The sequence below is a fragment of the Thiogranum sp. genome, assembly GCF_058323355.1.
Genome location: NZ_JBTTIO010000068.1, coordinates 1 through 12834 on the forward strand (window position 1 = coordinate 1; position 12834 = coordinate 12834).

Below are 12834 nucleotides of genomic sequence, written 5' to 3' on the forward strand. Positions count from 1 at the left end.
GGCATATGCTGCGAGGCAGGAACAGAAGCGTGGCGTAATCATTCCGGATGCAGAAAGAATTTACTCCGATGTTTCCACAGAAATACAGGCAAGCCCGGCCGGTGCTATCTGGAAAATACCCCTTCCCAACCAGGACGCCTGGCAAGTATTGAAGCGGTCCCTGCAGCGCCTCGGTGTTGGTTTTAAGGAGACAGAGGGCGTTAGACCACAGCTGCTAACAGACTGGGTAACCTGGGGTTACGATGCTGAAACAAACACGGGTCAAAGCAAGCGACCCCATTTTGGCTCCATGGGGACAGCCGAGATACACCGGTTTCGTTTTGAGTTGGCCAGTGATGCCCCGGATGGAACGGCAAGTATCAGTATCAGCGATGTCGAACGCCAGAAAATGATCGACATTGCGCCCGACAGTGAGTACTCATGGATGGAGTGGCGGAAGTTCGAAACGCAACCCGGCGCAGCCTTCACCTTCGGACGGCGCTTGCAAGGTGAATACCAGGCATCCCTGACGATTCAGCCGGTTTCTGTGCCAGCAACACAGCCTTCTCCGGCACCGCCGCCTGCCTCCAGATTGTCAACAAGCCGTCCTGCACCGGATAAGCCCCCCACACGAACCATACAGCGCCAGGTCACTGTTACCCCTGCGGCCACGGGTTTGCTGGTGAATTTGCCGGTCGATATAACCTGGGAGGCCGTGTTGCGCGCTTTGCGCGATCTGCAGATTGATATTGAAACAGTGGACAGAAACCCGTTGATGATTGTTACGCAGTGGGTCGATGCGAGTTACGACAAAAAACACCGGCAACTGCACTTCTACCCGCGTGACGACAGTGGCTGGGCATTCGACTGGGACGATGACGGGCGTCAGCACCATCGTTTCCAGCTGGTATTGATCGAAACAGGTCAGGGTGACAGGACGCTGGTGCGTGCCTACCACACCGGTTTCCAGGAGCAGGTTGACCTGACGCCTGATTCATCCCAGACCCTGCTGGTCTGGAAAGAACGCAACACGGATCCCGATGTCGCCATGGCATTTTTGCGGCGTCTGAGAATCGTCGCTGATCGTTGAAACAAACTCACCAGGGAGGTGTTCTCATGGCAACAGATTCAAAAAAGCATGTGACCGTTCAAACGGCTGTCCACGCATTGCTGGCGGGTTCGCTGGTCATTGCCGGTGGTTCTGCACAGGCTGCCGGTAACCCGTTTGCATTGACAGACCTGCCCGGTGGTTACAGGATGGCCGAAGCCGATAAAGCCGCTGATGCAAACGATAACAAAATGAAGAAAGGCGAAGGCAAGTGTGGCGGCAAGAGCGCCAACGAGGCGGTATGCGGCATCTACCAGATTGGCAGTTCACACAAGGATCCATCCAAAGTAAAAGATGGAAAATGCGGGGGGCACAAGGTTGTGGAATCCTTGTGTGGCGGTGCCCGATAACACGTACAAACAACAAGGGGAAAGGGAATGAAACAACGCGTGTTTACCATTTTGCTGGCGTTATGTCTGGTCGGTACAGCAAGCGCCAGTGACGGACTGATCAAAATGAAAAGTCCTCACTCGGTTACGCAAACGCTCGACCGTTTCGAGCAGGCTGCGCAGGCAAAGGGGATGACGATATTCACCCGTATCGACCATGCAGCAGGTGCTGCCCGTGTGGGCAAGGCGCTGCGTCCTGTGGCGGTACTGATATTTGGCAACCCCAACGTTGGTACCCTGCTCATACAGAGTAACCAGAGGGTAGCGATCGACTTGCCGATGAAAGCACTGGCATGGAAGGATGCCAGCGGACAGGTGTGGCTCGCGTATAACGATCCTGCCTACCTGGTGAAGCGGCACGCCATTACGGACCGTAATACCGTGGTGGAGAAAATGCGCAAGGCACTTGGCGCCTTCAGCAAGGCGGCAACAAGTCCCTGAACAGACCGGTCTGATTCGCCTCCCGGCATAAATCGTTTAGCATGGGCGCAGATTGCTAACAGGGGTCTGCCTGCGTGCTCATCATAAACAGTGTACTCGGCGATGCGACCGGTGGGCGTTGGCGGGTGGTCTGCGACTACAGCCGTATATTGCAAAAACAGGGGCACGAGGTTGTGATGCTGCTCAACCGTTCGCTGCCGGATGTCCTGCCCGGGATACCGGACGGTATCGAGGTGCTGCGGGTACGCAACCACGGTCACTATGACGTGCCGTCCGCCTGGCGGCTGGCACAACGCCTGAGTCATCGTCAACCGGTGGTGGCCATTGCGCACTGCAGCCGCTCCGTCGCATTGTTAAAGCGGGCGCTGCGGGCAAACACCCCGGTGATTGCCGTCACGCATAGCATGAAAGTCCGACGGTTGCTCAAGGCGGATGCCGTGATTGCGCTGACCGAAGCCTTGAGCGAGGAAATCCGCGCTGACCCCGCAGGTCGTTCACTTCCGGTCCATGTGGTGCCCAACCAGATCGATATTCCGCCTGCTGGCTGTCCGCAACCCCGACCGCTGCATCGACCCCCTGTCATTGGCGCACTGGGGCGCTTCGACCGGGTCAAGGGTTTCGATGTGCTGGTTGACGCCCTGGGTCTGCTGGCCAGGCAGGGTGTGGCATTTCGCGCCAGGCTGGTGGGCGCCGGGCTGGAGGAGCCGCGCTTGCGTGAACAAATCCATGCGCTGGGCCTGAGTGATCGGGTTGAACTTGGCAGCTGGATTTCTGCCGATGCGGTAAGCCGCTTTTTGACAGAACTGGACCTGCTCTGCGTCCCGGCGCGTTCGGATGCGTTCGGTCTGACGCCACTACAGGGCGCAGTGGCAGGTGTCCCGTTACTCTTGTCTGCCGTCAGTGGCCATAGCGCCATGTTTGCCGAAAATACCGAAGCGTTGTTTTTTGAAGTGGAGGATGTCGCGGTGCTTGCTGACCGGATTCAGCAGTTTCTGGGAGATGCCGAGCTGCAAAAACGCCTCCCTGTTGCTGCCTATGAGCGAGTGACACGTTGCTATAGTGAATCTGCGGTGACCCATGGCATCCTGGAAGCAATCGATAATATATTGACTTTAAAGACAAAAACATGACGCTGTATAAATATAGATAGCCCTATTTTTATAGATTGACCTGTATTTCAGGCTACGGGATGCGAAAAGCTGCAACCGTCGCCTGCAAAGGCGACTTTCCCGGATCTGGGGTACAATCAACCGTCTTTTTTTAGCCGGTTTGCAGCAATGGCGAACGAACAACATTACCAGGTGATTGTGGTCGGTGGCGGCCACGCCGGTACCGAGGCCGCACTGGCCGCGGCGCGCACCGGTGCGCGCACCCTGCTGCTGACCCACAATATCGAAACCCTGGGCCAGATGAGTTGTAACCCGGCCATCGGCGGAATCGGCAAGGGCCATCTGGTGAAGGAAATTGACGCACTGGGGGGTGAGATGGGCATGGCGGCTGACCGTGCCGGCATCCAGTTCCGCCGCCTCAATGCCAGCAAGGGTCCGGCAGTGCGTGCGACACGCTGCCAGGCCGACCGCCAGCTGTATCGACAGGCCATCCGCCATCGGCTGGAAAACCAGCCCCACCTGACATTGTTCCAGCAGGCTGTCGATGACCTGATCGTTGACGGCGAGCGTGTGAGGGGTGTCGTGACGCAAATGGGCCTGAAGTTCATGGCCGAGGCTGTCGTGCTGACCGTCGGGACCTTCCTCGGCGGGCGTATCCACATTGGCCTGTCAAATTACCCGGGCGGTCGCGCCGGTGATCCGCCCGCCAATGCGCTTGCGCAGCGGCTGCGTGAACTGCCTTTCCGTGTCGAGCGTCTGAAAACCGGTACCCCGCCGCGCATCGACGGGCGCAGTATCGATTACAGCCAGCTCAATGAACAGCCGGGCGATGACCCGATCCCGGCGTTCTCTTTTATGTCGGATGGCAGCGAGCATCCACGCCAGGTCAGCTGTCATATCACCCACACCAGTGAGCGCGCCCACGACATTATCCGCGCGGGCCTGGACCGTTCGCCCATGTATTCGGGCGTGATAGACGCGACCGGGCCGCGTTATTGCCCCTCCATCGAGGACAAGGTGGTGCGATTTGCCGAGCGCATGTCGCACCAGATTTTTATCGAGCCGGAAGGGCTGAATACGCACGAAATCTACCCCAACGGAATCTCCACCAGCCTGCCCTTTGACGTACAGCAGGACATGGTGCATGCCATCCCGGGATTTGAGAAAGCACACATTACCCGGCCGGGCTACGCGATTGAATATGATTTTTTCGACCCACGGGACTTGCGCGCATCGCTGGAGACCCGATTTATCGGCGGCCTGTTTTTTGCCGGCCAGATCAATGGCACGACCGGCTACGAAGAGGCCGCTGCACAGGGGCTGGTGGCCGGGCTGAATGCGGCCCGTTCAGCGCGCGGGGAAACGGCCTGGTGTCCACGCCGGGATGAAGCCTATATCGGTGTACTGATCGATGACCTGATTACGCGCGGCACCCTTGAGCCTTACCGCATGTTCACCAGCCGCGCGGAATACCGCCTGCTGCTGCGCGAGGACAATGCGGACCTGCGCCTGACGCAAACCGGTTACCGTATGGGGCTGGTCGATGAAGTGCGCTGGGAGGCGTTCAGTCGAAAACGTGAAGCTATCGAACGCGAACAGCAGCGATTGCGCGAGTTATGGGTGCGTCCTGGTACAGTGCAGGCACACCAGCTGGTGGCTGCCACAGGTGAAACCCTGACCAGCGAACAGCGTATCGAAGACCTGTTGCGGCGACCGCAACTCGATTACGCCATGCTGATGCAGCTTGACGGTATGGGTCCGGGTGAAACCGGCGCAGTGGCCGAACAGGTGGAAATCCAGGCGAAGTATCACGGTTATATCGAGCGCCAGCGGGACGAAATCGCTCGCCAGCAGCGCAACGAGCATAAAACCCTGCCGGATAATTTTGATTACCGGCGGGTGCGGGGTCTGTCATCCGAAGTGCGGGAGAAACTGATGGCGGTAAAACCGCAAACCCTCGGCCAGGCGGCGCGTATTCCCGGTGTAACGCCTGCCGCCATTTCCCTGTTGCTGGTACACCTGAAAAAGGCCGGACTGGCGCGTCAATCGGCCTGATGACAGCCATCAGCACGCTTGCCCGAGACGTGGACCCGGCCATCGCGTCAGCGATAGCACAAGGTGTCGAGGTATTACCGTTCGCGCTGGACAAGCTACAGGTTCAGCAGTTGGCGGCACTGGTCGGTCTGCTGGCAAAGTGGAACCGGGTCTACAATCTCACGGCCGTGCGCGATCCGCAGGAGATGGTAACGCGGCATATTCTCGATAGCCTGGTGGTATTGCCCTGGCTGCGCGGCGAGAGACTGCTGGATGTCGGTACCGGTGCGGGCCTGCCCGGGCTGCCGCTGGCCATTGCGCGCCCCGATCTGGATATCACCCTGCTGGATTCCAGCGACAAAAAGCTGCGCTTCGTGCGCCAGGTCGGCGCGGAACTGAACCTCGACCGGCTAACCGTGGTGCATACGCGAATGCAGGCGTATCAGCCGGCGCAACCTTTTGATATGGTGATCAGCCGCGCTGTATCCAGTCTCGCGGAACTGTACCGGATGACGCACCATCTGCTGCGCGACGATGGGCGGTTCCTGTTTATGAAGGGCGCGCGGCCGGACGCGGAGCTGGAAGCGTTTGAACACGCAGGCAGCGTAAGGGTTGAACCCTTGCCGGTTCCAGGCCTGGATGCCGAACGACACCTGCTGATGCTGGACAATAAACCGGGAATCCACTAAACACACGGAAAAGGACACCATGGCTCGCATCATTGCCATTACCAACCAGAAAGGCGGCGTCGGCAAGACCACTACCTGCGTCAACCTGGCGGCTTCACTCGCCGCCACCCACCGCAAGGTATTGCTGGTCGATTTCGATCCACAGGGCAACGCCACCATGGGCAGCGGTGTGGACAAACACGCGCTGGAACAGAGCAGTTACCACCTGCTGCTGGAAGATACACCGGTCAGTGAACTGATTATCCATGCCGAGGCGGCGGGCTATCACCTGTTGCCGGGTAACAGCGACCTCACGGCGGCCGAAGTTCAGCTGATGCAGGTCGAGGCACGCGAAACCCGCCTGCAGCAGCGTATTGCACCGGTCCGTGACGAATACGATTACATCCTCATCGACTGCCCGCCTTCGCTGAACATGCTCACCCTCAACGCGCTGACGGCGGCCGATGCCGTGTTCATCCCGATCCAGTGTGAATACTACGCGCTGGAAGGCCTGAGTGCGCTGATCGAAACCGTCGAACAGATACGTGAAGCGGTGAATCCCGGGCTGGAAATCGAGGGATTGCTGCGTACCATGTATGACGCACGCAACAACCTGGCCAACGAAGTCTCGGAACAGTTGCTGGAGCATTTCGGCGACAAGGTCTACCGCACCATCATCCCGCGCAACGTGCGCCTGGCCGAGGCACCCAGCTACGGGGCGCCTATCATTAAATATGATCGCACCTCGCGCGGCGCCATCGCCTACCTGGCGCTGGCCGGCGAACTGCTGCGCCGCGAGCAGGAACGCGAGCAACCGCCGGCACCGGCTTTGGGCTAGTGCCACCGGCAGTTTTCCGTTAGTGTTCCACTTTTCCGCAAACGCCCCGAAGTAAACGCATGGCAGCAAAAAAACGAGGACTGGGACGCGGGCTTGATGCCCTGTTGGGATCATCGCGCGGCGTAACTGCGCCTGCGGTCAGCCCGGCGCCTGCCCCGTCACAACAACAGACGCCCTCCAGCACCCCGGGTGACGGGGCGGATACCCTGCGCACGCTGGGCGTCGAGCGGCTGCAGCGCGGCAAGTACCAGCCACGCGTGGACATGCACAACGACAGTCTGGAGGATCTGGCCGATTCCATCCGCCAGCAGGGCGTGGTACAGCCCATTCTGGTGCGAGCCATCGGCAAGGGGAAATACGAAATCATCGCCGGTGAGCGCCGCTGGCGGGCCGCCCAGCTGGCCGGTTTGCAGGAAGTCCCGGTGGTGGTGCGCGAGATGGACGACCGTGCGGCGATCGCCGTGTCGCTCATCGAGAATATCCAGCGCGAGAACCTCAACCCGATGGAAGAGGCGCGGGCGCTGCAACGGCTGATCGATGAATTTGAAATGACCCACCAGCAGGCGGCCGAGGCAGTAGGCCGCTCCCGCACCGCCGTCTCGAACCTGCTGCGTCTGCTGGAACTGGGCGAGGTTGCCACCGCCATGGTTGAGCGCGGCGAGCTGGAAATGGGCCACGCCCGCGCCCTGCTGGCATTGCCGCCGCGCGCGCAGGTGGACGCTGCGCACCGGGTAGTGGACGGAGGCATGTCGGTGCGCGCCACCGAAAAGCTGGTCAAAAAGCTGCTGGCGGCCGGCGACAGGCCTGCCGCCAAAGCCTCTGCGCGCCGCGACCCCGATCTGGTGCGGCTGGAACAGGATTTGTCCGACAAGGTTGGCGCACCGGTGCAGGTTTTGCCCGGCGCAAAGGGCAAGGGCAAGCTGGTGATCAGTTACAGCAGCCTCGATGAGCTGGACGGCATACTCGAACATATCCAATAAGGATTAAACGGATATCCACAACGGATATATAAATTGTTGACCCCACCTATCGACCGTCTTTATAATCGCCGCCGCGCCGCGTTGGTAAGGCTGCCGGACGGGTTAATGCACGCCAGAACAGGCGTGCAATCGAGACAAACCGCTGTTGGATAGCGGGATCCTCAAACTGTTGCTGTACCAGATATTTCTGGTAGCCGGCATCGCAGCCGTGTTTTTTGTCGTATTTGAACCGCAGGCAGCCCTGTCCGTGGGATATGGCGGCGGAATTGCGGCGACCAACGCCATCCTGCTGGGACGTTGCACCCGTCGTGAAGAACGGCGCGAAGCTGCAACGGCACATCACAGCCTGGTAGCGGGTTATGCGTGCGCGGTACAGCGTTTTGTTATTGTCGCGCTGCTGTTTGCAGCGACGATGATGACACTGAAAGAGCAGGGCCTTGCCATTTTGTCCGGTTTTGTCGCCGGCCAGCTGGTACTGGTCATTTTCGGAACTCAACAGTTAAGGCAGAAGTAAGTCCATGGCGGCAGGACCTCAAACCTCAGCGGAATACATCAAGCACCACCTCAGCAACCTGACCTATGGAAAATTTCCGGAAGGTCACGAGCACGCCGGCCACTGGGGTCTTGCACACAATGCGGCTGAAGCCAAGGCAATGGGTTTCATGGCGATCCACCTGGACACCATGTTCTGGTCGCTGTCGCTGGGTATCCTGTTCCTGTGGCTGTTCCGCAAGGTGGCCGTCAAGGCGGTTTCCGGGGTGCCGGGCAATGGCCAGAACTTTGTGGAAATGATTGTCGATTTTGTCGACGGCAGCGTGCGCAGCGGGTTTAACGGGCGCAACAGGATGGTCGCGCCGATGGCGCTGACGATCTTTATCTGGGTGTTCCTGATGAACCTGATGGACCTCATCCCGGTCGACTGGATACCTTTCGTCGCGAGCCTGAGTGGTCTCCATTTTATGAAGGTGGTGCCCTCCACGGACCCGAATGCCACCTTTGGTATGGCGCTGGCCGTATTCATGCTGATGATTTTCTACAGCCTCAAGATGAAGGGGCCGGGCGGTTTTCTTGCCGAGCTGACCATGCACCCGTTCCACTCTGATAATAAAGTGCTGATGCTGTTCTTTATCCCCATCAACTTTGTACTCGAATTTGTCTCGCTGTTGTCCAAGCCGCTTTCACTGTCACTGCGTTTGTACGGCAACATGTTCGCGGGTGAAATGATCTTTATCCTGATCGCGCTGATGTATGGCGGTGGCTGGATGATTGGCCTGTTCGGTGGTTTCCTGCAACTGGGCTGGGCGATCTTCCATATTCTGATTATTACCCTGCAGGCCTTTATCTTCATGACACTGACGATCGTTTATATGGATATGGCGTACCAGACAGGCGAAAGTCACTAGTCGCCTGACGAATTTCTGAAACTCACGTAAATTTTTAATTTTTTAGGAGAGAACAATGACTGAAGTAACCGCAATGCTTTACATCGCAGGCGCCATCATGATGGGCCTGGGTGCACTGGGCGCCGCCATCGGTATCGGTATCCTGGGCGGTCGTTTCCTCGAAGGTGCTGCCCGTCAGCCTGAACTGATTCCGACACTGCGCGGCCAGTTCTTCCTGATGATGGGCCTGACCGACGCGGTTCCGATGATCGCTGTGGGTGTGGCGTTCTATGTGATCTTCGCCGTCGCAGCCTGATCCGGGTTTATCACTTACGCAAGGCAGGCCTGACTTATGAATATTAATCTTACTTTATGGGGGCAGACGATCACCTTCTTCGTGTTCGTGTGGTTCTGCATGAAGTTTGTGTGGCCCCCGATCATCGCCGCGATGACCGAGCGCAAGGAAAAGATTGCTGAAGGACTGGCGGCGGCGGATCGCGGCAAGCACGAGCAGGAACTGGCGCAGAAAAAAGCCACGGAGCTGCTGCATGAAGCCAAGCAGCAGGCCTCCGAGATCATCAGCCGTGGCGAAAAGCGTGCCGCTGAAATCGTCGAGGAAGCAAAGACGGAAGCCATCGAGGAAGGTGAACGCCTCAAGGCGGCTGCCCAGGCTGAAATCGACCAGGAAGTGAATCGTGCGCGTGAAGCACTGCGCGGCAAGGTTGTGGAAATCGCCACCGCCGGCGCCAGCCGGATTCTCAAACGCGAACTGGACGCCGCAGCCAACGAGGACCTGATCAAAGATCTGGTCGCCCGGATCTAGGTCAAGGGTGATGGCTGATAATATATCCCAGGACGTCGAAAACATCGACGGTGATGCGGCGCTGGCTCGCCCCTATGCGCGTGCCGTGTTCGAACTCGCCAGCAGCAAGGGTGAACTGGATCCGTGGTCGGAGCAGCTCGAACTGATGGCGGCGGTGGCATCCAGTAACACCATGCGCAGCCTGCTCGATAACCCGAGACTGACCCGTGACGATGCAGCAAACCTGATGATACGCGCCTGTGGCGAAGACATCGGCGAAGCGGCGGTCAATCTGTTGAAGATCCTGGCCGAGAATGACCGTCTCGACCAGCTGCCAATGATCAATGCGCTGTTCCGGCAGATCCGCGACGAGGCGGAGGGTACGGTGCATGCGGAAGTGCTTTCGGCGCAACCGCTCAGTGAAGAACAGAAGGCCGCAATCGCCAGTGCGCTGAAGAAACGCCTTGGCCGCGACGTACAACTGAATTGTTCCGTGAACGAAGACCTGGTGGGTGGTGCAGTGATCCGCGCAGGCGACCTTGTCATTGACGGGTCGGCTGTCGAACATCTGCGACAGCTTTCCAACGCTTTGATTCACTAAGTAGAGGACGTAAGTAATGCAACTGAATCCATCCGAGATTAGTGATCTGATCAAAAAGCGTATCGAGGGTTTTGAAGCCACCTCCGAAGCACGCAGTGAAGGCACCATCGTCAGTCTGACTGACGGTATCTGCCGTATTCACGGCCTTGCCGATGTTATGCAGGGCGAGATGATCGATTTTGGCAATAACCTGTTCGGCATGGCGCTGAACCTCGAACGCGACTCGGTCGGCGCCGTTATCCTCGGCGACTACAAGTCGGTGTCCGAGGGCGACAAGGTCAAGTGCACCGGGCGTATCCTGGAGGTACCGGTGGGGACCGCGCTGCTGGGCCGTGTGGTCGATTCGCTGGGCACCGCCATCGACGGCAAGGGGCCGATTGAATCCGCTCTCAGCTCGCCGATCGAAAAAATTGCCCCGGGCGTTATCGAACGTAAATCGGTGGATGAGCCGGTTCAGACCGGCCTCAAGGCTATCGACGCCATGGTGCCGATCGGCCGTGGCCAGCGCGAGCTGATCATCGGCGACCGCCAGACCGGTAAAACGGCGGTTGCTATCGACGCCATCATCAACCAGAAGGGTACCGGTGTTAAGTGTATCTATGTGGCCATCGGTCAGAAGAACTCTTCGGTAGCCTCGGTGGTGCGCAAGCTCGAAGAGCACGGCGCCATGGATCACACCATTATCGTATCCGCGGGCGCCGCCGAGTCGGCCGCCATGCAGTACATCGCACCCTACGCCGGTTGCGCCATGGGCGAGTACTTCCGGGATCGCGGTGAAGACGCGCTGATTATCTACGATGATCTGACCAAGCAGGCCTGGGCCTACCGCCAGGTTTCCCTGTTGCTGCGGCGTCCGCCGGGTCGCGAAGCCTACCCGGGTGACGTGTTCTACCTGCACTCCCGTCTGCTGGAACGCGCCGCGCGTGTCAACACCGACTACGTGGAGAAGATGACCAACGGTGAAGTGAAAGGCAAAACCGGTTCGCTGACGGCGCTGCCGATCATCGAGACCCAGGCCGGTGACGTGTCGGCCTTCGTTCCGACCAACGTGATCTCGATCACTGACGGGCAGATCTTCCTGGAATCCGATCTGTTCAACGCCGGTATCCGGCCCGCCATCAACGCCGGCCTGTCGGTATCGCGTGTCGGTGGCGCGGCACAGACCAATATCATCAAGAAGCTCGGCGGCGGCATTCGACTGGCGCTGGCGCAGTATCGTGAACTGGCGGCTTTTGCACAGTTTGCTTCCGATCTCGACGAGGCGACCCGCAAGCAGCTGGAGCGTGGTCAGCGCGTGACCGAACTGATGAAGCAAGCCCAGTACGCCCCGCTGTCGATTGCAGAAATGGCCCTGTCGCTGTTCGCGGCCAACGAGGGCTACCTGGACGATGTGGACGTTAAAAAGGTCGTGGCGTTTGAATCTGCGCTACTGGCGCACTTCAAGTCCAGCTTCGGCGCCGATATGGACGCTATCAACGCCAACCCGGACTACAATGACGAAGTGGCCGCCAAACTGCGCACCATCATCGAAGATTTTGTCGCCAATGGCGCGTATTGACCACCGCTGCTACGGGGTTCGCAATGACTGACAGGACGAAATAAATGGCTGGCGCGAAAGAAATACGCACCCAGATCAAGAGTATCCAGAATACGCAGAAGATCACCAAGGCCATGGAAATGGTTGCGGCGAGCAAGATGCGCAGGGCACAGGAGCGCATGCGCGCGTCACGGCCCTACGCGGAAAAAATGCGTACGGTGGTTGCGCACATGGGTCGTGCCCATCCCGAGTACAGGCATCCCTACCTGGTCGAGCGTGAAACAAAACGGGTGGGCCTGATCGTCATTTCATCCGACCGAGGTTTGTGCGGTGGCCTGAATATCAACCTGTTCAAACAGGCTGTTCGCTCCATGGCGGAGTGGAAAGGCCAGAATCTGGAAATTGATCTGGCGGTTATCGGCGGCAAGGCGATGGGTTTCTTCAAGCGCCTCGGCGGCAACGTGGTCTCCGAAAATTCACAGCTGGGTGATTCTCCCGGTATCGAAGCACTTATCGGTTCGGTGAAAGTGATGCTGGATGCGTATGACGAGGGTCGTATCGACCGCCTGTATCTGGCCAACAACCAGTTTGTCAACACCATGACCCAGTCGCCCCAGGTGGAGCAGTTGCTGCCGGTCATCGGTGACGAGAATGACGAAGAGCTGAAGCATTACTGGGACTACATTTACGAGCCGGACGCACACAGCGTGATGGATCAGTTGCTGATGCGTTACGTGGAATCGCTGGTCTACCAGGGCGTGGTGGAAAACATCGCCTGTGAAATGGCCGCGCGTATGGTTGCCATGAAGGCCGCTTCCGACAATGCCGGCGAACTGATCGACGGTCTGCAGCTGGTCTACAACAAGGCGCGCCAGGCAGCCATTACCCAGGAACTGTCGGAAATCGTGGCTGGCGCCGCGGCCGTCTAGCCCGGGTTTACAGAATTTAATTTATTACAGAGGACTT

General features: G+C 58.6%; 15 protein-coding genes. All 15 read left to right on the plus strand.

The features are described 5' to 3' along the window. Positions 1-1069: hypothetical protein (locus tag ACW81B_RS10695; protein ID WP_491580211.1), on the plus strand; the 1069-nt coding region annotated here is incomplete at its 5' end. A 26-nt stretch (positions 1070-1095) separates the two neighbouring features. Further along, a complete protein-coding gene (locus ACW81B_RS10700) occupies positions 1096-1437 on the plus strand; it encodes an HvfA family oxazolone/thioamide-modified RiPP metallophore (protein ID WP_491580212.1) in 342 nt (113 codons plus the stop codon). A 27-nt stretch (positions 1438-1464) separates the two neighbouring features. Continuing rightward, a complete protein-coding gene (locus ACW81B_RS10705; protein WP_491580213.1) occupies positions 1465-1917 on the plus strand; it encodes a DUF302 domain-containing protein in 453 nt (150 codons plus the stop codon). Positions 1918-1991: 74 nt separating this feature from the next. Then, positions 1992-3047: a glycosyltransferase family 4 protein gene (locus ACW81B_RS10710; RefSeq protein WP_491580214.1), complete on the plus strand. Its 1056-nt coding sequence runs from the start codon at positions 1992-1994 to the stop codon at positions 3045-3047. Between the two features lie 147 nt (positions 3048-3194). Beyond that, positions 3195-5081 (plus strand): tRNA uridine-5-carboxymethylaminomethyl(34) synthesis enzyme MnmG, encoded by a 1887-nt coding sequence (gene mnmG / locus ACW81B_RS10715; RefSeq protein ID WP_491580215.1) that lies wholly within the window; start codon positions 3195-3197, stop codon positions 5079-5081. Next, a complete protein-coding gene (gene rsmG / locus ACW81B_RS10720; protein ID WP_491580216.1) occupies positions 5081-5749 on the plus strand; it encodes a 16S rRNA (guanine(527)-N(7))-methyltransferase RsmG in 669 nt (222 codons plus the stop codon). Before mnmG ends, rsmG begins: the two co-directional genes overlap by 1 nt. A 19-nt stretch (positions 5750-5768) precedes the next feature. After that, the gene (locus ACW81B_RS10725; protein ID WP_491580217.1) at positions 5769-6566 is read left to right on the plus strand and encodes a ParA family protein; all 798 of its coding nucleotides are present in this window, start codon (positions 5769-5771) and stop codon (positions 6564-6566) included. A 59-nt stretch (positions 6567-6625) separates the two neighbouring features. After that, complete coding sequence (locus ACW81B_RS10730; RefSeq protein ID WP_491580218.1) at positions 6626-7546, plus strand: ParB/RepB/Spo0J family partition protein; 921 nt, start codon at positions 6626-6628, stop codon at positions 7544-7546. 145 nt (positions 7547-7691) lie between these two features. After that, a complete protein-coding gene (locus tag ACW81B_RS10735; RefSeq protein ID WP_491580219.1) occupies positions 7692-8060 on the plus strand; it encodes an ATP synthase subunit I in 369 nt (122 codons plus the stop codon). 4 nt (positions 8061-8064) lie between these two features. Beyond that, the gene (gene atpB / locus ACW81B_RS10740; protein WP_491580220.1) at positions 8065-8949 is read left to right on the plus strand and encodes a F0F1 ATP synthase subunit A; all 885 of its coding nucleotides are present in this window, start codon (positions 8065-8067) and stop codon (positions 8947-8949) included. 55 nt (positions 8950-9004) lie between these two features. Then, positions 9005-9244, plus strand: a complete 240-nt coding sequence (gene atpE / locus ACW81B_RS10745) for a F0F1 ATP synthase subunit C (RefSeq protein ID WP_491580221.1) — start codon at positions 9005-9007, stop codon at positions 9242-9244. A 36-nt stretch (positions 9245-9280) separates the two neighbouring features. Then, positions 9281-9751 carry a F0F1 ATP synthase subunit B gene (locus tag ACW81B_RS10750; RefSeq protein WP_491580222.1) on the plus strand — a complete coding sequence of 157 codons (471 nt, stop codon included), beginning with the start codon at positions 9281-9283 and terminating at the stop codon, positions 9749-9751. A 10-nt stretch (positions 9752-9761) separates the two neighbouring features. Beyond that, entirely contained in the window at positions 9762-10331 is a 570-nt protein-coding gene (locus tag ACW81B_RS10755) for a F0F1 ATP synthase subunit delta (RefSeq protein ID WP_491580223.1), read from the plus strand. Positions 10332-10347: 16 nt separating this feature from the next. Continuing rightward, positions 10348-11889 (plus strand): F0F1 ATP synthase subunit alpha, encoded by a 1542-nt coding sequence (gene atpA / locus ACW81B_RS10760; protein WP_491580224.1) that lies wholly within the window; start codon positions 10348-10350, stop codon positions 11887-11889. Between the two features lie 44 nt (positions 11890-11933). Then, positions 11934-12797 carry a F0F1 ATP synthase subunit gamma gene (gene atpG, locus ACW81B_RS10765; protein ID WP_491580225.1) on the plus strand — a complete coding sequence of 288 codons (864 nt, stop codon included), beginning with the start codon at positions 11934-11936 and terminating at the stop codon, positions 12795-12797. Positions 12798-12834: the final 37 nt, after the last annotated feature.